This is a genomic window from Micromonospora sp. NPDC005298 (assembly GCF_040607375.1).
Taxonomy (GTDB): domain Bacteria; phylum Actinomycetota; class Actinomycetes; order Mycobacteriales; family Micromonosporaceae; genus Micromonospora.
This window is the reverse complement of the sequence record NZ_JBEXGP010000002.1, coordinates 224,713-243,941: the sequence shown is the minus strand read 5'-3', so window position 1 is coordinate 243,941 and position 19,229 is coordinate 224,713. Positions and strand designations below refer to the sequence as shown.

Genomic DNA, 19,229 nt, shown 5'->3' with positions numbered 1-19,229 from the left:
CGTGAGCGCGAGGAGTGAGCCGGGTCTGCGAGCCCCGCAGCCGCGAACGAAGAGAGGCGCGGTGGCGACCTCGCAGGAGTTGCACAAGCGCCGGGGCGCGTCGGTCGCCCGGGGCGTCGGCAGCGTCATCGGGTCCTACGTGGACAGCGCGTCCGGTGGGACGATCACCGACGTCGACGGCCGGGAGTGGATCGACTTCGCCGCCGGCATCGCCGTGACCAGCGTCGGCAACTCGGCGCCGAGGGTGGTCGAGGCGGTACGCGCGCAGGCCGAGCGGTTCACCCACACCTGCTTCATGGTCGCGCCGTACGAGTCGTACGTGGCGGTGTGCGAGCAGCTCAACGCGCTCACGCCTGGCGGGTTCGAGAAGCGCTCGGCGTTGTTCAACTCGGGCGCGGAGGCGGTGGAGAACGCCGTCAAGATCGCGCGGCACGCCACCGGTCGGCCGGCGGTCGTCGTGTTCGACCACGCGTACCACGGCCGGACCAACCTGACCATGGCGTTGACCGCGAAGAACATGCCGTACAAGCACCGGTTCGGGCCGTTCGCCGGGGAGATCTACCGGGTGCCGATGTCGTACCCGCTGCGCGACGGCGGGCTCTCCGGGGCCGAGGCGGCCGCGCGGGCGATCGAGATGGTCGAGAAGCAGGTGGGTGCCGAGAACGTCGCAGCGCTGCTCATCGAGCCGATCCAGGGTGAGGGCGGTTTCGTGGTGCCCGCGCCCGGATTCCTGCCGGCGCTGCGCGCCTGGGCCACGACCGCCGGGGTGGTGTTCGTCGCCGACGAGATCCAGACCGGCTTCTGCCGTACCGGCGACTGGTTCGCCTGCCAGCACGAGGGCGTCGAACCCGACCTGGTCACCCTGGCCAAGGGCATCGCCGGTGGACTGCCGCTCGCTGCGGTGACCGGACGGGCCGAGCTGATGGACGCGGTGCACGTCGGCGGCCTCGGCGGCACGTACGGCGGCAACCCGATCGCCTGCGCCGCCGCGCTGGCCACCATCGAGACCATGCACGAGCTGGACCTGGCCACCGCCGCCCGCCGGATCGAGTCCGTACTCGTCCCCCGGCTGCGGGCCGCCGCCGAGCGGGATCCCCGGATCGCCGAGGTACGCGGGCGGGGCGCGATGCTCGCCGTGGAGCTGGTGCAGCCCGGCACCCTCGTCCCCGACCCGGTCGCCACGGCGGCGGTCTCGGCCGCCTGCCACACCGCAGGCCTGCTCACCCTGACCTGCGGCACGTACGGCAACGTGCTGCGCTTCCTGCCGCCGCTGGTGATCTCCGACGAGCAGCTCACCCGGGGCGCCGACATCCTCGACGGCGCCCTCGGGTGGCCGGACGCCTAGCGGAGCACCTCGACCGTGTTCCGGCGGACGAGGTTCTTGCCGGGCTCGCGGATCTGCTCCATGGCGGCGGAGTTGAGCAGCACGCAACTGCCCGACGGGCCGGTCACCGTCACGGTGGTCGCCCGGTTGTTGTCCAGGTTGGTCACCCGCAGCCGCGTACCCACCGGGAACTGCCCGCTGGTCGCCGCCGGACCGGCCGCCTCCTCGAAGAAGGTGATCGCCCCCGAGCAGGCCGAACGGGGTGCCGGGCCGGACGCGCCGGGAGACGCCGCGCCGGGGCGTACCGTGCCGGGTGCCGGGGCACCGGCCGGCGGGGCGGCGGCGTCGACGCGTTCGACGACGTTGCGGCGGATCACGTTCTTGCCCGGCTCCCGCACGAGGTCCATGGCCGCCGCGTTGAGCAGCACGCAACTGCCGGACGGGCCGGTCACCGTCACCGTGGCGGCCCGGTTGTTGTCCAGGTTCGTCACCCGCAGCCGCGTACCCACCGGGAACCGGTCACTGGTCGCCGCCGGCGCGCCCCCCTCCGCCGAGAAGGTGACCGAGCCGGAGCAGACCGATGCCCGCGTCGGGGCGGTGCCGGCGAACCCGAACCCGGTCCCCACGGCCACTCCCGCCGCGGCGAGCACCGCCACAGTCGCCGCCAGCACGTGCCTGCGCTGCACCCTCATCGCCGTCACTCCCGCCCTCGGTGGTGTCCTTCACCGCCTGGTACGGATCCGAGCTCCCTACCGTTCATCCGGTCCGGGCAATCTCTGCGCCGGCCGTCCCGACGACCTCGATGGTTGGCGATCGAGGGTGAGCTGCGTCACGATGGGGTCGAGGAGGTCGCCCGATGGCTGACCCGTGGCTCGCCCTGGAATTCGGCGTCGATCCGGCAGAGCGGATCGCGCAGGTCGGTGCCGCCCACGAGGCCTTCCTCTCCGCCGGCGTCGCCCCACACCGGGTGCGGGAGGTGGTCCGCCGCTCCTGGGAACGCTCCGCGCGGCTCGACCCCGAGGCCACCCCGCCGGTCGACCTGACCGATGACGACCTGGCCGCGTACCGGGCCGCCCACCCGCTGGCCCGGGTGCTGCCGCTGTTCCGGGACCTGCTCGGCGGCATCGCCCAGGACGGCGCGCACCTGATGGCGGTCTGCGACGCGTACGGGCGACTGCTCTGGGTCGAGGGGCATCCGGGTGTGCTCCGGCACGCCGAGCGGATGAACTTCGTGCCCGGCGCCCGCTGGGACGAGACACACGCCGGCACGAACGCGCCCGGCACCGCTCTGGCCGTCGACCACAGCGTGCAGATCTTCGCCACCGAACACTTCAGTCGCCCGGTGCAGCGCTGGACGTGCGCCGCCGCGCCCATCCACGACCCGACCACCGGTCGACTGCTCGGAGCGGTCGACATCACCGGTGGGGACCACCTCGCCAACCCGCACAGCCTGGCGCTGGTCCGCGCCACCGCCCGGGCCGCCGAGGCGCAGCTCGCCGCCGGCCGGCCGGTGGAGCCCGGCGTCGCGACCGTGACCGCGCTCGGCCGGGACGAGGCGGAACTGCGGGTCGACGGCCGGCGGATCCGGCTCGGCCGTCGACACAGCGAACTGCTGGTGCTGCTGCTGCACCACCCCGAGGGACGCACCGGGGAACAGCTCGGCCTCGACCTCTACGGCGACGACCGGCTGCACCCGGTCACCGTGCGCGCCGAGCTGTCCCGGCTGCGCCGGGTACTCGGTCCCGAACTGCTCGACTCCCGCCCCTACCGGCTGCGCGGCACCGTCCGCGCCGACTTCAGCACCGTCGCCGACCGGCTGGACCAGGGCGATCCGGCGGGAGCGCTCGACGCGTACCCCGGGCCGTTGCTGCCGGGCTCGGATGCGCCGGGAGTGACGCGGCTACGCCGGCTGGTCGACGGCCAGCTCCGCGCGGCCGTGCTGGCCAGCGCGGACCCGGCGCTGCTCGCGGCCTGGACCGCGACACCGGCCGGCGCCGACGACCTGGCCGCGTGGCAGGCCCTGGCGCGGGCGTTGCCGGTGGGCGCGCCGCGTCGGCCCCTCGCGCTCGCGCGCATCGACCAGCTCGCCAGGGAGTACGCGTTGGAGCGCGCAACGTTCCTGCAACGTCCGCGAAACTAGCCTTCCCGCCGTCATCCCCCATCGACGGCGGAGGTCACCATGACGCGCTACGACGCGCCCACCCACTGGCAGTCCCGTTACGACCACTACATCGGCGGCGAGTACGTCAAGCCGCACGGTGGTGCCTACTTCGAGAACCCCACCCCGGTCACCGGGCAGACCTTCACCGAGGTCGCCCGAGGCACCGCCCCCGACGTGGAGAAGGCCCTGGACGCCGCGCACGGCGCCGCCGACGCCTGGGGACGCACCTCGGTGGCCGAACGCGCGCTGATCCTCAACCGGATCGCCGACCGCATGCAGGACAACCTGGAGTCCCTGGCCATCGCGGAGAGCTGGGAGAACGGCAAGCCGGTCCGCGAGACCCTGGCCGCCGACATCCCGCTCGCCATCGACCACTTCCGCTACTTCGCCGGGGCGATCCGGGCCCAGGAGGGTTCGCTCGGCGAGATCGACGACGACACCGTGGCGTACCACTTCCACGAGCCGCTCGGCGTGGTCGGGCAGATCATCCCCTGGAACTTCCCGATCCTCATGGCGACCTGGAAACTCGCGCCCGCGCTGGCCGCCGGTAACGCCGTGGTGCTCAAGCCGGCCGAGCAGACCCCGGCGTCCATCCACTACTGGCTGTCGCTGGTGGCGGACCTGCTGCCGCCGGGCGTGCTCAACATCGTCAACGGCTTCGGCGTGGAGGCCGGCAAGCCGCTGGCGTCCTCGGCCCGGGTCGCGAAGGTGGCGTTCACCGGCGAGACCACCACCGGGCGGCTGATCATGCAGTACGCCAGCGAGAACATCAAACCCGTCACCCTGGAACTGGGCGGCAAGAGCCCGAACATCTTCTTCGACGACGTCAGCGCCGCCTCCGACGACTTCCTGGACAAGGCCCTGGAAGGCTTCACCATGTTCGCGCTCAACCAGGGTGAGGTGTGCACCTGCCCGTCGCGGGCGCTGATCCAGCAGGGCCACTACAGCGACTTCCTCGCCGCGGCGGTGGACCGCACGAAGGCGATCGTCGCCGGACACCCCCTGGACACCGACACGATGATCGGGGCGCAGGCCTCCAACGACCAGCTCGAGAAGATCCTGTCCTACCTGGACATCGGCCGGCAGGAGGGCGCGCGGGTGCTCACCGGCGGCTCCCGCGCCGACCTGGGCGGAGACCTGTCCGGCGGGTACTACGTCGAGCCGACCATCTTCGAGGGCGACAACTCGATGCGGATCTTCCAGGAGGAGATCTTCGGGCCGGTCGTCTCGGTGGCCTCCTTCGCCGACCTCGACGACGCCGTGAAGATCGCCAACGACACCCTGTACGGCCTCGGTGCGGGCGTGTGGAGCCGCGACATGAACACCGCGTACCGGGCCGGGCGGGCCATCCAGGCCGGCCGGGTGTGGACCAACTGCTACCACGCGTACCCGGCGCACGCCGCGTTCGGCGGCTACAAGCAGTCCGGCATCGGGCGGGAGAACCACAAGATGATGCTTGAGCACTACCAGCAGACCAAGAACCTGCTGGTCAGCTACTCCACCCAGAAGCTCGGCTTCTTCTGATGCCCGTCGACCCCGTCGTCTCCGTCACCCCCGCCGCGGCCGACCTCATCCGGTCGCTGCGGGGACGGCACGGGCCGCTGATGTTCCACCAGTCCGGCGGCTGCTGCGACGGCAGCGCCCCGATGTGTTTCCTGGCGGGCGAGTTCCGCACCGGCGCGTCCGACATCCTGCTCGCGTCGCTCTCGGTCGACGGGGTGTCCGAGCCGGTCGAGTTCTGGATGTCGACGTCCCAGTGGGAGTTGTGGAAACACACCACGCTGACCGTCGACGTGGTGCCGGGCAGAGGCAGCGGCTTCTCCCTGGAGGCACCCGAAGGAGTCCGCTTCCTCATCCGATCGCGTCTCGCCCCCTGAGGCGGGTGACGCAGAGTTCGGCGGCACAGTCGAGGAGAGCGATATACCTCTGAGTCATATTTATGCCTCAGAGGTATATCGCTCTCTCCGGTGTCTCCCTCAGCTGACGTGACCCGGCACCGATGACCGTGACGAGGGATCAGTCGCAGCCGTAGCCGTCGTTGTCGCGGTCCAGGTCGTAGATGTCCTCGCCGATCACCTTGACGACCCCGCTGACGTAGGCCGGGCCGTTGCCGCTGCCGCCCGCGCAGTCGACGTCGCTGGCGATCGGGACGCAGGGGGTGTAGTTGGGGTCGCAGTTCGATGACCGGGCCTTCTTGGTGCCGACGGCGACGACCTGGGTCACCGCCGGCTTCGTCACCACGGATTTGACCAGCTTCTTGGCCGTCGGCACGCCGTCGGTGGTGGTCACCTCGTACGTCAGGGTCTTCACACCGTTCACGCCCTTGGTGCGGACCACTCGCTTGCCCTCGGCCAGGGACGAGTCCTTGACGGTCCGCTCGCCGTACCGGATCGTGGCCCGCTCCGTCACCGTCGTCACCTGCACCACAGGTGTGGGCGCCGCGCTGGACGGGGTCGGTGCGGCCGGGGTGGGGGCATCGGTGACGGGCGGCGCCGCCTCCTCGGACGGCTCGGCGGGTGCCGCCACGATGGGTTGCCCTGCCTGTTCGGCGGCGGTGCCGGTCCGGGTCGGTTCGGGTTCGCCGGTGAGCGCCCCGACGATTGCGGTACCGGTGCAGCAGAGCAGCAGGACCGACAGGGTGATCGAGCCGATGATGACGGCGGCCCGGTGGCCCGGGCTGGCGCGGCGGAACCAGTTCGGCGCGGCCGGCGGTGGCGGTCCGGGGCTGAACGGCGGACCGGGGTTCGGCGGTGGTTGCATCGTCACGGCGATGAGTGTCGTCGCAAACACCGTGTGCAATATCCACCGTCGCGTCTGTCACCTGCGTCGTTCGCCCCGGCGGGATGATCGGTGGGCGGTGTTCCCGGCGACGAGTCGACACCTGCGGTAAGTCTTCAGGCCGGTCGGGCAGGGCCGATCGTGCCGCCACATCTACCGACCAAAGCCGCATATCCGCACCTGTCACGCCGCACCGGGTTCGCTCTGCGGCGGCGACCGGTGGCCGTGTCGGGATGTTGTCAACGAGGGCGGTTCAGCGCTCCTCCATGCCCCACGGCGACCCGTAGTCGGTCAGCAGGTCGAGGAACGGGATCGGGGGCAGCGCCTCCGGCCCGAGCACCCCGACACCGGACCAGACGCCGGTGGCGAGCAGTTCCAGTGCGACGACCGGGTTGACGGCGGTCTGCCAGACGACCGCCTGGTGGCCGTACTCCCGCATCGACCATTCGTTGTCGACGACGTGGTAGAGGTACACCTCCCGGGGCTGCCCGTCCGGGCCGAGGCCACGGACCCAGGTGCCAGCGCAGGTCTTGCCGCGCATCCGCGCGCCGAGGGTGGCCGGGTCCGGCAGGCTGGCGGCCACCACGTCGCGCGGGGACACGTCGACGCCGCGTACCCGCACCGGGGACACCGCGTCCAGGCCGAGCTTGTGCAGCGTCTTGAGCACCCCGATGAACTCGTCGCCGAGGCCGTACTTGAAGGTGACCCGCCGCGCGTCGACCCAGCGCGGTATGAGCAGCACCTCCTCGTGTTCGACGTTGACGCACTCGACCGGTCCGATGCCCTCGGGGAAGTGGAAGACCTCCGGCTCGGAGAACGGTTCGGTGGTGTACCAGCCCCGGTCCCTCTCCCAGACGACAGGCCGGTTGAGGCACTCCTCGATGGTGGTCCAGATGGAGAACGAGGGCGCGAAGTCGTACCCGTCGACTGTGAGGTTCGCGCCGTCCCGGACGCCGATCTCGTCGATCTCGCTGAAGAGTTCGTCGGCGGCGTACCGGGCGAACACGTCGGACAGGCCGGGTTCGACGCCGATGCCGCACAGTGCCAGCCGGCCGGCGCCCGCCCAGGCTTCGGCCTTCGCGAACTGGTCGTCGCCGAGCTTCACGCCGGTGTCGGCGTGCGACAGCGACATCGCCATGTCCAGGTAGTCCGCGCCGGCCGCGTACGCGCCGTCGAAGATGGGCAGGACGAAGCGGGGGTCGACGGCGTTGAGCACGTGGGTGATCCGGTGCTCCCGGCACAGCGCGGCGACCGCCTCGGCGTCGGACGCGTCCACCCGCGCGGCGACGAACCGGTCCCCGTACTCGGCGACCGCGCGGTCGGCACGGCCGGGGTCGTGGTCGGCGACGACCATCGTCTCGAAGAAGGTCCGTCGGGCGGCGATGGCTACGGCGGCGGAGCCGACGCCACCGGCGCCGACGAGCAGGACACGCATCAGGAATCAAACCCCAAACCAAGACGATCGAGAGTACGGAGCCAGAGGTCGCGCCGGCCGTCGCGCGCGTCGGCGCGGGCCAGTGACCAGCGGGTGAGGTTGATGCCGATCGCGCGCACGGGTTCCGGCGGGAACGGCAGGGGCTTGCGACGAACGAGGTCGAGCCGGGTCAGCGGGGTGTTCCCGCCGTCGAGCAGGTCGAGCAGCACGCGCGCGCCGAAGCGGGTGGCTCCGACGCCGAGGCCCGTGTAGCCGGCCGCGTACGCCAGCCGACCGTCGTACGCGGTGCCGAAGAACGGGCAGAACCGGGTGCAGGTGTCGATGACGCCGCCCCAGCGGTGGCTGAAGCGCACGTCGGCGAGCTGCGGGAACGTGGTGAAGAAGTGCCGGGCGAGGGTGGTGAAGGTGGCCGGGTTCTGTTCCAACTCGGGGGCGACCCGGTTGCCGTAGTGGTAGACGGCGTCGTAGCCGCCGAAGAGGATCCGCCCGTCGACGGTGATCCGGTAGTAGTGGAACTGGTTGCCGGTGTCGGCCAGCCCCTGCCTGTTGCGCCAGCCGATCGAATCCCGCTGGGCGGGGGTGAGTGGTTCGGTCATCAGCACGTGGTCGTAGACCGGCACCACGTACGCCCGTAGGCGGCGCAGCAGCGGTGGGAACGCGTTGGTGGCCAGCACGATCCGCCGTGCCCGTACCGAGCCGGGTGCGGCGTCCCGGCCACCGAGCGTCCGCGCGTGCAGGGCCGTGCCGTCGGCCCGCAGCCCGGTGACCCGGGTGTGTTCGTGCACGCGTACGCCGAGGTCGAGACAGGCGCGGCGGAGTCCCCAGGCCAGCTTCGCCGGGTCCACCATGGCCACCCGGTCGGCGTCGACCATCCCGCCCAGGTACGTCGGCGAGTTGACCTCGGCGCGTACCTCGTCGCGGTCGAGCAGCCGCACCCGGTGGCCGTACCGGCGGGCCAGTTCCGCGTCGGCGGCCAACCCGTCGACCTGGTACGGCTCGACGGCGACGGCCAGTTCGCCGGTGCGTTCGAAGTCGCAGTCGATGCCGAACTCGGCGACGGTGGCGGCGATGGCGTCCAGGTTGTCCCGGCCGAGGCGGTCCAGTTCGCCGACCTCGTCGGGGAACCGCTCGACGCCGTTCGCCAGTCCGTGGGTGAGCGAGGCGGCGCAGAACCCGCCGTTGCGTCCGGACGCCGCCCAGCCGCAGGTGCCGGCGTCGACCAGCAGCACGTCACGGTCGGGGTCGGCCTGTTTGGCGAGCAGCGCCGCCCAGAGGCCGCCGTATCCGCCGCCGATCACCAGCAGGTCGGCGTCCTGCGGGCCGGTGAGCGGCGGCAGCGGGTCGGGGCGTTCCGGTCGGTCGAGCCAGTACGGCAGGGGTGCCGCGTCGGCGAGCGCCCGGCCGACCTGCGGGAGGGTCATGACGGCCGGCGAACCGAGGCCGTACCGGCCAGCAGGTTGGCGCGGCGTTCCCGCCGGCCGCGCAGCGAACTGAGCCCGACCAGCAGCAGGGCGATCACGAACATGGCCGTGCCGATGACGTTGACCTGCGGTGGGATGCCCCGCTGGGCGGCGCCCCAGACGTACATGGGGAACGTGACTGTGGTGCCGGCGTTGAAGTTCGTGATGATGAAGTCGTCGAAGCTCAGCGAGAACGCCAGCAGCGCGGCGGCCACGATACCGGGCAGCACCAGCGGCAGGGTGATCCGCCGGAACGTCTGCCACTCGCTGGCGTAGAGGTCCATGGCGGCCTCCTCCAGCCGCCGGTCCATCCCGGCGAGCCGCGCCTTCACGGTGACCACGACGAACGACACGCAGAACATCACGTGCGCGATCACGATGGTCCAGAAGCCCTGCGGCACCCCGGCGGACACGAACAGGGCCAGCAGCGACGTGCCCATCACCAGTTCGGGGGTCGCCATCGGCAGGAAGATCAGCACGTTGATGCCGGACCGGCCCCGGAAGCGGTGCCGCACCAGCGCGAACGCCATCAGGGTGCCGAGCACGGTGGCCACCACCGTGGCGATGAAGCCGATCTGCACGCTGCGGACCACCGCGTCGCACATGTCCGAGGTGGCACACGGCTGACGCCAGTTGTCCAGGGTGAACTCGTTGAAGTCGTACGACAGCCGGCTCGACGGCCGGTTGAACGACAGCCCGGCCACCACCAGGATCGGCAGCGCCAGGTACCCGAGCACCAGCAGAGCCACGATCATCACCCAGCGGTCCGCCAACCAGCGGGAAACCCTCACAGGACCTCCTCCGTGCCGGCCCGGCGGAGGTAGCCGAAGACCACCGCGAGGATCGCCGCCATCAGCAGGAACGACAGCGCGGCACCCTGCGGGTAGTCGAGCCGGACCAGGAACGCCGAGTCGATGACGTTGCCGATCATGTACTCGTTCGGGGTGCCGAGCAGCTCCGCGTTGATGTAGTCGCCGCTGGCCGGGATGAAGAACAGCAGCGTGCCGGCGACCAGGCCGGGCATGGACAGCGGCAGCGTCACCCGCCGGAACGCCTGCGTCGGGCTCGCGTACAGGTCGGTGGCCGCCTCCAGCAGCCGGGGGTCCAGCCGCTCCAGGCTCGCGTACAGCGGCAGCACCAGGAACGGCAGGAAGTTGTACGTCAGGCCGAGCACCACCGCGAACGGGGTGGCCAGGAGCCGGCCGTCCGGGGCGAGCAGGTGCACGTCCCGCAGCAGACCGACGAGCGCGCCGTTGTCCGACAGGATCGTCTTCCAGGCCAGCGTGCGGACCAGGAAACTGGTGAACATCGGCGCGACCACGCACACCAGCAGCAGGTTCTTCCACCGGCCGGCCTTCTGCGCGATGGCGTACGCCAACGGGTAGCCGAGCAGCAACGCCAGCACCAGGGCCAGGCCGGCGTAGCCGAACGAGCGCAGGAACTGCGGCCAGTACGCCTGGAGCACGTCCGGGTAGTTGCCGAACGCCCAGGTCAGCGTGTACCCGGTGGAGAGCGAGCCGCTGGGGTCGTACAGGCTTGCCGCGGCGAGCTGCGCCAGCGGCACCCCGAAGAAGATGAGCAGCCAGGCCGCGCCCGGCAACAGCAGGAGGTACGGCAGGAGCCGGCGCCGCCCGGGCCGGGCCGCCGGTGGCACGCTCGGCGGCTGCCCCGCCCGGGTGGGTGCCAGGAGGGTCACGACGACGCGCCCACCGGCTCGTCGAGCACCGGCGACGTCCGGTCGGTGTCGTCGGCGTCCCGGGGCAGCAGGAACGCGTGCCGCGGATCCCAGTACGCCACCGCCTCGCTGCCGACCGGCACCTGCGCCACCGCACCGCTGTTCGCGGCGAAGACCAACAGCTCGGTGCCCCAGCCGGTACGCAGCAGGTACTGCGTGCTGACCCCCACGTAGGAGGCGTCGGTGACGACACCTGTGACGTGCTGGTGTCCTTGGGGCACCTGGTCGGCGGAGCCGACCAGATGCAGCTTCTCCGGGCGTACCCCCAGGTGGACCGGACCCCGGTCGGCCCGTGCGCGGCCGGCGGGCACCGAGAAGCGCGCGCCGTGCGCCGTCACCGCGACGTCGCCACCGGTGGTGCCCGCGGCCTCGGCGGCGAGCAGGTTCGACTGGCCGAGGAAGTTCGCCACGAACGCGGTGGCGGGGAACTCGTAGAGGTCGGCCGGTGCGCCGAGCTGCTCGATCCGACCGGCGTTCATCACCGCGACGGTGTCGGCCATCGTCATGGCCTCCTCCTGGTCGTGGGTGACGTGGACGAAGGTGATGCCGACCTCGGTCTGGATGCGCTTCAGCTCGATCTGCATCTGCCGGCGCAGCTTCAGGTCGAGCGCGCCCAACGGCTCGTCGAGCAGCAGCACCTGCGGCCTGTTGATCAGCGCGCGGGCCAGCGCGACCCGTTGCTGCTGGCCGCCGGAGAGCTGCGCCGGACGCCGGGCGCCGTACCCGTCGAGCTGGACCAGCGACAGCATCCGGGTGACCTCGTCGTCGACCGAGCGGATGCCACGTCGACGCAGCCCGAAGGCCACGTTCTCGAAGATGCTGAGGTGCGGGAAGAGCGCGTAGCTCTGGAAGACGGTGTTGACCGGCCGCTTGTACGGTCGCAGCCGGGCGATGTCGGTGTCGCCGAGCAGCACCTGGCCGCTTGTCGGCTCCTCCAGGCCGGCGATCATCCGAAGCGTGGTGGTCTTGCCGCAGCCGGACGCGCCGAGCAGCGCGAAGAACGAGCCCTGCGCGACGGTCAGGCTGAGGTCGTCGACGGCGGTGAAGATGCCGAACCGCTTGGTGAGGTTGGCCAGGCGCAGATCGCCGGCGGGTGTCTCGCGCGCCATCGGAGTCACGCCCCGATGACCTGCTGGAACTTGCCCTCGTACTCCCGTTCCTGCTTCTCGTCCAGCGCCATGAACACCTTGGACTTCGACAGCAGCGCCTCGTCGGGGAAGATCAGCGGGTTGGCCGCCAGCTCCGGGTCGATCTTCTCCATCTCGGCCTGGGCGCCCTTGACCGGGCAGATGTAGTTGACGTACGCGGCGAGCTTCGCGGCGACCGCCGGCTCGTAGTAGTAGTTGATGAGCGCCTCGGCGTTGCCCCTGTGGGTGGCCTTGTTGGGCACCATCATGTTGTCGCTGTAGAGCATCACGCCGGAGTCGGGCGCGACGAACCGCACCTTCTCGTTCTCGCTGGCGAGCTGGATGACGTCGCCGGACCAGCCGATGCACGCGGCGATGTCGCCCTTGGCCAGGTCGGGCGCGTAGTCGTTGCCGGTGAACTTGCGGATCTGCCCGGAGTCGACGGCCTTCTTGAGCTTGTTGAGGGCGTCGTCGAACTGGGCTGCCGTGAAGTTGGCCGGGTCGTGGCCGTTGGATCCGAGGAGCAGGCCCATGGTGTCGCGCATCTCGCTGAGCGCCGTCACCTTGCCCTTGAGGTCGGGGCGGGTGAGCAGCTCGTCGACGGTACGCAGCTCCTTTGTGACACTGCCGTTGAACGCCAGGCCGGCGAGGCCGGACTGCCACGGGATGGAGATGCGGTTCTCGGCGTCGAAGGAGCGGTTGAGCAGCGACGGGAGCAGGTTGGCCTGCACGTTCGGGATCTTCGCCGGGTCGAGCTTCTGGATCCAGCCGAGCCGGATCATCCGGGCCGCCATCCAGTCGGTCAGCACGATGATGTCCCGGTCGGTGCTCTGGCAGGCGGCGAGCTGGTTCTGCACCTTGCCGAAGAACTCGTTGTTGTCGTTGATGTCCTCGGTGTACGTGACCTGGATGCCGGTCTTCGTGACGAACTCGTCCAGGCTGGGCCGCTTGGATTCGTCCTTCTCGTCCACGTCCATGTACTGCGGCCAGTTGGAGAAGGCAAGCTTCTTCTCGGTGCCGGACAGGTCCTCGCTGACGCAGCCGGCCTCGGTCTGCTGCGCGCCCTTGGTGCCGCAGCCGGCGAGGCTGCCGCCCATGGTGAGCAGTGCGGCCGAACCGAGAGTGCCGGTGAGCAGTCCACGCCGGGAGAGGGGCCGGAGGGGAGTACGCATGACGACTCCTAGGGGTCGGTGCCGTGGACGACTGATCCTGACATGAGGTGACCTCCCTTACAAGGGATTCCGTTGCGGGATTAGCGATGCACGACGAAATACGCCAGACTACGCGGTGATACACGCGCGACATCACGATCCGGGACATGGGGAGCGCACGATGACAAACCGGCAGCACGAGAACGGCAACGGCGGCCGCCGTGTCGCTGTCCGTGAAGGTGCCAATCACGCTCTGCTGGACGACGTGGCCAAGCAGATCATCGAACAGCTCCAGGAGGACGGCCGCCGCCCGTACGCGACGATCGGCAAGGCGGTCGGGCTCTCCGAGGCGGCGGTCCGCCAGCGGGTGCAGCGACTGCTCGACTCGGGCGTGATGCAGATCGTCGCGGTGACCGATCCGCTCCAGCTCGGCTTCCCCCGGCAGGCGATGATCGGGCTGCGTACCGACGGCGACCTGGAGGCGGTGGCGGACCGGCTCGCCGAGCTGGACGAGGTCGACTACGTGGTGATCACCGCCGGGTCGTTCGACCTGCTCACCGAGGTGGTCTGCCGCAACGACGACCACCTGCTGGAGATCCTGCAACGACTACGCGCGGTGCCCGGCGTGCTCTCCACCGAGGCGTTCGTCTACCTCAAGTTGCGCAAGCAGACCTACACCTGGGGTACGGCCTGACCGGACCGGCGGACGCCGCCCACAAAGGACGTCCACGCGGCCGGGGCGAAGGTCAGGGTGCCGCCGGAGCACCGCCCAAAGGCGTCCCGCAGGCGTCCCGACGCCCACCCGCACCGGCCAGAAGTTGATCCACTCGATGTCGCCGAAATCGCGGTGTCAACCGCGCTCCGGCACCGCGACATCGGCGAACCGGAGTGGATCAACCCATGCGGCGCGGGGCGAACGTGGGCGCAGTGTCAGGCACGTGCCCCATATCTGGGGCAGGTCGACAGCGTCCCACCCCCGAACGGCGGGCCGCAGGACGGCACCTCGACAGCGCCGCAGCGCGACGATGCGGAATCCGTTGCCATGACCCCTGCCACTCGCTGAATCCGTCGTTGGCAGCCCATCGTGCCACTGATCCCACTTGCCTCCGGCCCCGGGACTGTGCGATAACCGTTGGCAGAGCGGCCGGTGCCACCCCTTGGACCGGCCCGACGACCGATGGGGCTGACATGGCCAACGCCACCGACCACCTCTGGATGCACTTCACCCGGATGGCGAGCTACTCCGCCGGCGAGGTGCCGACCATCGTGCGCGGCGAGGGCGCCTACGTGTGGGACGCGCAGGGCCGCCGCTACCTGGACGGGCTCGCAGGGCTCTTCGTCGTCAACGCCGGCCACGGGCGCACCGAGCTGGCCGAGGCCGCCGCCAAGCAGGCGGGCGAGCTGGCCTACTTCCCGCTCTGGTCGTACGCCCACCCCACGGCCGTCGAGCTGGCCGAGAAGATCTCCACCCTCACGCCCGGCGACCTCAACCGGGTCTTCTTCACCACCGGTGGCTCCGAGGCGGTGGAGGCGGCGTGGAAGCTGGCGCGCGCCTACTTCAAGCGCACCGGCAAGCCGAACAAGTACAAGGTGATCAGCCGGTACATCGCGTACCACGGGACCTCGATGGGCGCCCTGTCGATCACCGGCCTGCCGGGCATCAAGAGCGACTTCGAGCCGCTGGTACCGGGAGCGATCAAGGTGCCGAACACCAACTTCTACCGGGCACCCGAGCACGGCGACGACGCCGAGGCGTTCGGCCGCTGGGCCGCCGACGAGATCGGCCGGGCCATCGAGCGCGAGGGGCCGGACACCGTCGCGGCCGTCTTCCTGGAGCCGGTGCAGAACTCCGGCGGCTGCTTCCCGCCCCCGCCCGGCTACTTCCAACGGGTCCGGGAGATCTGCGACGCGTACGACGTGCTGCTCGTCTCCGACGAGGTGATCTGCTCCTGGGGGCGGCTCGGCGAGTACTTCGGCGCGGTGCGCTACGGCTTCCAGCCGGACATCATCACCACCGCCAAGGGCATCACCTCCGGGTACGCCCCGCTCGGCGCGATGATCGCCAGCGACCGGCTGATGGAACCGTTCCTCACCGAGACCGGCATGTTCGCCCACGGGGTGACCTTCGGCGGCCACCCGGTCTCCTGTGCGGTGGCCCTGGCCAACCTGGAGGTGTTCGCCCGCGAGGACCTCGTCGGCCACGTACGCGCCAACGAGGACGCCTTCCGGTCCACCCTGGAGAAGCTGCACGACCTGCCGATCGTCGGCGACGTCCGCGGCGACGGCTACTTCTACGGGATCGAGCTGGTCAAGGACAAGACCACCCGGGAGGCCTTCGACGAGGCCGAGTCGGAACGACTGCTGCGCGGCTTTCTCTCCACCGCCCTGTTCCAGGCCGGGCTCTACTGCCGGGCCGACGACCGGGGCGACCCCGTCGTGCAGCTCGCCCCGCCGCTGATCGCCGAGCAGCAGCACTTCGACGAGATCGAGCAGATCCTGCGGACGGTCCTCACCGAAGCCTGGGCACGCCTCTGAGACTCCTCGGCCGCCGGGGTCAGTGGTTGGGAGGGATCACGCGGAGGTGACCTCGGCGGCCGGTCTGGTGGGGGTTCTCGTGGTGCTGGTCCGGCTCCGGCGGGCGGGGGGCCGGGCGGGCGGCCTCGCGGACCGCCTCGGCGAGCGCCACCAGGTCGTCGGTGGTCGGGGGCGGCGGCTCGAACTCGCCCTCGTGCCGGACCACGTCCCAGCCCCGGGGGGCGGTGAGGCTGCGGGCGTGCGGCTCACACAGGTCGTACGTGTGCGGCTCGGCGAACGCCGCAAGCGGACCCACCACCGCTGTCGACTCGTTGTAGACATAGGTCAATGTGGCGACCGCTTGCCGGGGGCAGCCGTTACGGGAGCAGCGCCGTGGTGACCTCACGTGCGGCAGGGTATCTCCATTACCGGGTCCGGCGCATCGCTTCGCGTTGCGACACGCCCGTCGTGGTGATCACAATCCGCCCGTCCGGTACGCGCCGCGCCACGCGAGCGGCGCTGCCGCTGGCCAGCCCGGCGTGGGGGCTACCCTTTGCCTCATGACGAGTCCGGAACACCGCCGCCCCGGTTCCGGCCGGCGTGCGCACCGCGACCGGCACGGGCGCGGCCTGCGCGGACGGCTGGTGCCGGCGACGGTGCCACTGGCCCGCACCAAGGCGGAGGTCTTCGACGATCTGGTCCTGGACACCGTCGAGACGCTGGAGCGGCGGTTCGCCAAGGAGCTGGCCGGTGTCGAGTTCGCCGTCGAGGACGTCCCGCCGGATCTGAACGTCTACGACTCCGACGTCCTGGAGGACGGCGAGGTCCCGTTGGCCCGGCTGCTCCCCGGCCGGCCGGGCCGGCAGGAGGTGCCGCCGCGGATCGTGCTGTACCGGCGGCCTCTGGAGTTCCGGGCGATGGACCGTGAGGACCTCGCCGACCTCGTCCACGATGTGATCATCGAACAGGTGGCGAACCTGCTCGGGGTCGACCCCGACGAGCTGGCCTGAGCCGGGCGGCCCCCACCGCCCCGACCCCGCACCGCTCAGGCGGCCCGCCGCTTCAACTTGCGCCGCTCCCGCTCCGAGAGCCCACCCCAGATGCCGAACCGCTCGTCGTGCCCGAGAGCGTATTCGAGGCATTCGGTCTTGACCTCGCAGCGCGAGCAGATTCGCTTCGCCTCGCGGGTCGAGCCGCCCTTCTCGGGAAAGAACGCCTCGGGGTCGGTCTGCGAGCACAGCGCCCGCTCCTGCCACTCCGGCGCGTTTCCGAGCAGGTCGGCCACCTCAAGCTGGCCGTCCATCAAATGCCTCCTTGTCGCGCACCGGCGTCATCGCCGCTGCAACCCCCCACGCGAAAGGCGTGCTTGTCCGTCCGGTCCCGTTTTGTTGCGTTCCGTGCGAACAACCCCATTCAAATTACACGCGTGTAATGCGTGCGCCGTCAAGCCAAACTTGATAATGGAGTCGCCCTCCCGACACCCCCGGCCGACCACTCAGGTCGTCCAGCCTCGCAACCTGCCCTATCGATTCAGACCCCGGCCGAGTAACGCCCTCTCCGGCGAGTTGCCCGACTTTTCTGCCGTGGCGCGCCTCCGACGAGCCGCCGCCAGAACGGCGCCAGACACATCGGACGCCCCCTCCCGTCAAGCTGATCTTGGTGGGGGACAGGTTAACGCGGCGCGGCGCAGACCGCCCGTCGAGCCCGGCACAGCATTCACGTCCCGCCCACGATGTGGACGGGACGTGATGGTGAACACAGCGCGGTGAGGTTCAGTCGGCCGTCCCGAAACCGCTGGTGGGAAAGACAAACTCGGCAATCGATCCACCATGGACGGACACCGTCCCGGCAGACGTGTCATCGTCCCACCAGACGGTATACATGCCGGCGGGCAGATCCGGATAGACCGCACTGTGGAACGACCCGTCCCGCACCCGGCGTTCGCGCACCGCCGAGTGGACGCGCCGGTCGTCGCCCCGGCTGATCTCGATCTCCCGCCCGTGCAGATCCGGGCCGGTGTAGAGGATCAACGCGCCGGTCTCGCCGCCCAGTTCGAGGACGACGGTCCCGGTCTCCGACGGCCCGTACGTGTGCTCGTGCATCGGCCGCTCCCCCGCCGCCATCAGTGCGCCGCCGGCGGGTTGTTGAACCCGTCGTACGGCGTACCCAGGTAGGGGAAGTTTCCGAAAAACGGCGCGGTCACGTCGGCGGCGCTCAACCCGGGCGTCACCGCCGCGGCGGCCGCGTCCGGGCGGAACGTCCGGTCCACCAACGGGACGGTCAGCCCGGCGATGGCCCGCAACGCGATGCTGACCACGTCGTCGCCGACGCGCCGCCCGTTCGGGAAGCCGGCCAGGTCACCACCGAGCACCCCGAAGCGGTCCGGCCGACGCGTCGGCGGGATCGCCGTGTTCAGCCGCAGCATGTCGGCCTGGACGTCGCCGGTGGCGTTGGTGAAGCCGTCGATCAGCCCGGCCGGCACACCGGTGAGAAGGATCGCCACCAGGTCGGCGCGGGCCTTCTTCGACTTGGTGAGCCGGTCCAGGTTGGGAAAGACGTCCGGGTAGAGCGCCGGCAGCAACGCGGCCAGCTCCGGCTGCTCGACGAACTGGGCGAACCGCTTGTCCTCCGACGGTGGCAACGAGTTCCACAGGTCCTTCTTGGACATCGGCACGATGACCTCGTTGAACAGGGGATTGCCCAACCGGGAGACCTGGGTGAACGGGCCGGTGGCGGTGTCCGCCCCACCCCGGTCGCCGAGCACCCGCACCTGCCGACGCGACGCCGACGTCCACACCCCGATCACCGACGCCCGGTCACCGGCGCCGTACCGGTTGGCACGCCGGCGCACCCGGTTCAGCGGCACCTGCACGGCGAGGCTGTGCACGTTCATCCGGTCGGTGGCGTTTACCGGTTCCCCCTCGGCCTTGAAGATCTTCTTACCGGCCACGTGCAGCTGCTGGAACGGCCGCAGCGTGCCGAGGTCGAAGATCGCCCCCAGGTCGACGAAGAAGCCGTCCGCGCGCTGCCCGGCGAAGACCCGCTCCCCGGTGGAGAGCGAGTAGGTGGCCTGCCGGACCAGGTCGGCGTACTTCGGGGTGGACAGCGGGCCGACGTTGCACGGCGGGCAGGGCAACTTGTGCGCCAGGCGGTGCTCCCGGCCGTCGGCCACCCGGGTCAGGCTGTAGAACTGCCGCCGGTTCCAGGTCTCGCTGTCGAGCGAGTCGATCGGACCGGTGTTGTAGAGAAAGCTGTTCGGATTGGTGATCTCGGTGGTGAATTCGAACCGGTAGGTGACATCCGGACGGCCGTCGCCGTCGTTGTCTATATGGATCTCGTAGCGCACGTCGTCACCGAACTCGAAGAAGTTCGGCCCCCCGGAGGGGAGTTGCAACGGCACGTAGTTGGCGATCAGCGTGACCGTGTCGGGCTTGTCCGGGCTGACGAACGCGTACAGGTCGGAGCTGTCGGCGACCGGATCCTTGGCGATCTCCGGTGCCTCGCGGTGGGAAGACATGGCGGACCAACCTCACTGGGCGGGAGC

19 protein-coding genes are annotated in these 19,229 nt (G+C 70.5%); 7 read left to right on the top strand and 12 right to left on the bottom strand.

Translation table 11 applies throughout. From position 1 onward, the window contains the following. The first annotated feature begins 61 nt into the window (after nt 1-61). Nucleotides 62-1,345: a 4-aminobutyrate--2-oxoglutarate transaminase gene (gabT, locus tag ABZS77_RS05775; RefSeq protein ID WP_354817807.1), complete on the top strand. Its 1,284-nt coding sequence runs from the start codon at nt 62-64 to the stop codon at nt 1,343-1,345. Here the strand turns inward: gabT and ABZS77_RS05770 are convergent. Beyond that, complete coding sequence (locus ABZS77_RS05770) at nt 1,342-2,016, bottom strand: hypothetical protein (protein WP_354817804.1); 675 nt, start codon at nt 2,014-2,016, stop codon at nt 1,342-1,344. The two genes, gabT and ABZS77_RS05770, sit on opposite strands and share 4 nt — an antisense overlap. Before the next feature lie 164 nt (nt 2,017-2,180). On the opposite strand from ABZS77_RS05770, the gene ABZS77_RS05765 reads away from it, so the two are divergent. From ABZS77_RS05765 to ABZS77_RS05755, 3 genes are read left to right on the top strand one after another with little or no spacing between them, the layout of a single operon-like run. After that, the gene (locus tag ABZS77_RS05765; RefSeq protein ID WP_354817801.1) at nt 2,181-3,464 is read left to right on the top strand and encodes a GAF domain-containing protein; all 1,284 of its coding nucleotides are present in this window, start codon (nt 2,181-2,183) and stop codon (nt 3,462-3,464) included. Nucleotides 3,465-3,503: 39 nt separating this feature from the next. Further along, the gene (gene adh / locus ABZS77_RS05760) at nt 3,504-5,009 is read left to right on the top strand and encodes an aldehyde dehydrogenase (protein WP_354817798.1); all 1,506 of its coding nucleotides are present in this window, start codon (nt 3,504-3,506) and stop codon (nt 5,007-5,009) included. After that, nucleotides 5,009-5,362 (top strand): DUF779 domain-containing protein, encoded by a 354-nt coding sequence (locus tag ABZS77_RS05755; RefSeq protein ID WP_354817795.1) that lies wholly within the window; start codon nt 5,009-5,011, stop codon nt 5,360-5,362. The genes adh and ABZS77_RS05755 overlap by 1 nt, the downstream gene beginning before the upstream one ends. 139 nt (nt 5,363-5,501) lie before the next feature. Here ABZS77_RS05755 and ABZS77_RS05750 read toward each other — a convergent pair whose 3' ends face one another. The 7 genes from ABZS77_RS05750 to ABZS77_RS05720 form a co-directional block, all read right to left on the bottom strand. Further along, nucleotides 5,502-6,245, bottom strand: a complete 744-nt coding sequence (locus ABZS77_RS05750) for a G5 domain-containing protein (RefSeq protein ID WP_354819549.1) — start codon at nt 6,243-6,245, stop codon at nt 5,502-5,504. Between the two features lie 271 nt (nt 6,246-6,516). Further along, complete coding sequence (locus ABZS77_RS05745; RefSeq protein WP_354817792.1) at nt 6,517-7,698, bottom strand: saccharopine dehydrogenase C-terminal domain-containing protein; 1,182 nt, start codon at nt 7,696-7,698, stop codon at nt 6,517-6,519. After that, nucleotides 7,698-9,119, bottom strand: a complete 1,422-nt coding sequence (locus tag ABZS77_RS05740; RefSeq protein WP_354817789.1) for an FAD-dependent oxidoreductase — start codon at nt 9,117-9,119, stop codon at nt 7,698-7,700. The genes ABZS77_RS05745 and ABZS77_RS05740 overlap by 1 nt, the downstream gene beginning before the upstream one ends. Beyond that, nucleotides 9,116-9,949 (bottom strand): ABC transporter permease, encoded by an 834-nt coding sequence (locus tag ABZS77_RS05735; RefSeq protein ID WP_354817786.1) that lies wholly within the window; start codon nt 9,947-9,949, stop codon nt 9,116-9,118. Before ABZS77_RS05735 ends, ABZS77_RS05740 begins: the two co-directional genes overlap by 4 nt. Further along, nucleotides 9,946-10,854 carry an ABC transporter permease gene (locus ABZS77_RS05730; protein ID WP_354817783.1) on the bottom strand — a complete coding sequence of 303 codons (909 nt, stop codon included), beginning with the start codon at nt 10,852-10,854 and terminating at the stop codon, nt 9,946-9,948. Before ABZS77_RS05730 ends, ABZS77_RS05735 begins: the two co-directional genes overlap by 4 nt. After that, nucleotides 10,851-12,002, bottom strand: a complete 1,152-nt coding sequence (locus tag ABZS77_RS05725) for an ABC transporter ATP-binding protein (RefSeq protein WP_354817780.1) — start codon at nt 12,000-12,002, stop codon at nt 10,851-10,853. The genes ABZS77_RS05730 and ABZS77_RS05725 overlap by 4 nt, the downstream gene beginning before the upstream one ends. Before the next feature lie 5 nt (nt 12,003-12,007). Next, on the bottom strand, nt 12,008-13,192 hold the full coding sequence (locus ABZS77_RS05720) for a spermidine/putrescine ABC transporter substrate-binding protein (protein ID WP_354817777.1): 1,185 nt from the start codon (nt 13,190-13,192) through the stop codon (nt 12,008-12,010). A 160-nt stretch (nt 13,193-13,352) separates the two neighbouring features. Between ABZS77_RS05720 and ABZS77_RS05715 the strand changes: the two genes are divergently transcribed. Together ABZS77_RS05715 and ABZS77_RS05710 are read left to right on the top strand one after the other, a co-directional pair. After that, nucleotides 13,353-13,865, top strand: coding sequence for an Lrp/AsnC family transcriptional regulator (locus ABZS77_RS05715; RefSeq protein WP_203177830.1), 513 nt, complete (start codon nt 13,353-13,355; stop codon nt 13,863-13,865). A gap of 494 nt (nt 13,866-14,359) precedes the next feature. Then, on the top strand, nt 14,360-15,706 hold the full coding sequence (locus ABZS77_RS05710; protein WP_354817774.1) for an aspartate aminotransferase family protein: 1,347 nt from the start codon (nt 14,360-14,362) through the stop codon (nt 15,704-15,706). A gap of 19 nt (nt 15,707-15,725) precedes the next feature. Here the strand turns inward: ABZS77_RS05710 and ABZS77_RS05705 are convergent, their stop codons facing one another. After that, nucleotides 15,726-16,091: a DUF3499 domain-containing protein gene (locus tag ABZS77_RS05705; RefSeq protein WP_053658603.1), complete on the bottom strand. Its 366-nt coding sequence runs from the start codon at nt 16,089-16,091 to the stop codon at nt 15,726-15,728. A 154-nt stretch (nt 16,092-16,245) separates the two neighbouring features. Between ABZS77_RS05705 and ABZS77_RS05700 the strand changes: the two genes are divergently transcribed. Next, entirely contained in the window at nt 16,246-16,695 is a 450-nt protein-coding gene (locus tag ABZS77_RS05700) for a metallopeptidase family protein (RefSeq protein WP_074316962.1), read from the top strand. Nucleotides 16,696-16,730: 35 nt separating this feature from the next. On the opposite strand, the gene ABZS77_RS05695 is transcribed toward ABZS77_RS05700, so the two are convergent. The 3 genes from ABZS77_RS05695 to ABZS77_RS05685 all read right to left on the bottom strand — a co-directional run bounded on the left by ABZS77_RS05695 (nt 16,731) and on the right by ABZS77_RS05685 (nt 19,202). After that, entirely contained in the window at nt 16,731-16,988 is a 258-nt protein-coding gene (locus tag ABZS77_RS05695) for a WhiB family transcriptional regulator (RefSeq protein ID WP_007455784.1), read from the bottom strand. Nucleotides 16,989-17,457: 469 nt separating this feature from the next. Then, nucleotides 17,458-17,808 carry a phospholipase gene (locus ABZS77_RS05690; RefSeq protein WP_354817771.1) on the bottom strand — a complete coding sequence of 117 codons (351 nt, stop codon included), beginning with the start codon at nt 17,806-17,808 and terminating at the stop codon, nt 17,458-17,460. Further along, nucleotides 17,808-19,202 (bottom strand): DUF4331 domain-containing protein, encoded by a 1,395-nt coding sequence (locus tag ABZS77_RS05685; RefSeq protein ID WP_354817768.1) that lies wholly within the window; start codon nt 19,200-19,202, stop codon nt 17,808-17,810. Before ABZS77_RS05685 ends, ABZS77_RS05690 begins: the two co-directional genes overlap by 1 nt. Nucleotides 19,203-19,229 lie beyond the last annotated feature (27 nt).

Bases quoted from the DNA above. Each gene is read 5' to 3' on its own strand.
- ABZS77_RS05685 (WP_354817768.1), bottom strand. From the start codon at position 19,202: ATGTCTTCCCACCGCGAGGCACCGGAGATCGCCAAGGATCCGGTCGCC.
- adh (WP_354817798.1), top strand. From the start codon at position 3,504: ATGACGCGCTACGACGCGCCCACCCACTGGCAGTCCCGTTACGACCAC.
- ABZS77_RS05715 (WP_203177830.1), top strand. From the start codon at position 13,353: ATGACAAACCGGCAGCACGAGAACGGCAACGGCGGCCGCCGTGTCGCT.
- ABZS77_RS05755 (WP_354817795.1), top strand. From the start codon at position 5,009: ATGCCCGTCGACCCCGTCGTCTCCGTCACCCCCGCCGCGGCCGACCTC.
- ABZS77_RS05710 (WP_354817774.1), top strand. From the start codon at position 14,360: ATGGCCAACGCCACCGACCACCTCTGGATGCACTTCACCCGGATGGCG.
- ABZS77_RS05750 (WP_354819549.1), bottom strand. From the start codon at position 6,245: ATGCAACCACCGCCGAACCCCGGTCCGCCGTTCAGCCCCGGACCGCCA.
- ABZS77_RS05765 (WP_354817801.1), top strand. From the start codon at position 2,181: ATGGCTGACCCGTGGCTCGCCCTGGAATTCGGCGTCGATCCGGCAGAG.
- ABZS77_RS05695 (WP_007455784.1), bottom strand. From the start codon at position 16,988: ATGGACGGCCAGCTTGAGGTGGCCGACCTGCTCGGAAACGCGCCGGAG.
- ABZS77_RS05700 (WP_074316962.1), top strand. From the start codon at position 16,246: ATGACGAGTCCGGAACACCGCCGCCCCGGTTCCGGCCGGCGTGCGCAC.
- ABZS77_RS05720 (WP_354817777.1), bottom strand. From the start codon at position 13,192: ATGCGTACTCCCCTCCGGCCCCTCTCCCGGCGTGGACTGCTCACCGGC.
- ABZS77_RS05740 (WP_354817789.1), bottom strand. From the start codon at position 9,119: ATGACCCTCCCGCAGGTCGGCCGGGCGCTCGCCGACGCGGCACCCCTG.
- ABZS77_RS05690 (WP_354817771.1), bottom strand. From the start codon at position 17,808: ATGGCGGCGGGGGAGCGGCCGATGCACGAGCACACGTACGGGCCGTCG.
- ABZS77_RS05725 (WP_354817780.1), bottom strand. From the start codon at position 12,002: ATGGCGCGCGAGACACCCGCCGGCGATCTGCGCCTGGCCAACCTCACC.
- ABZS77_RS05745 (WP_354817792.1), bottom strand. From the start codon at position 7,698: ATGCGTGTCCTGCTCGTCGGCGCCGGTGGCGTCGGCTCCGCCGCCGTA.
- ABZS77_RS05770 (WP_354817804.1), bottom strand. From the start codon at position 2,016: ATGAGGGTGCAGCGCAGGCACGTGCTGGCGGCGACTGTGGCGGTGCTC.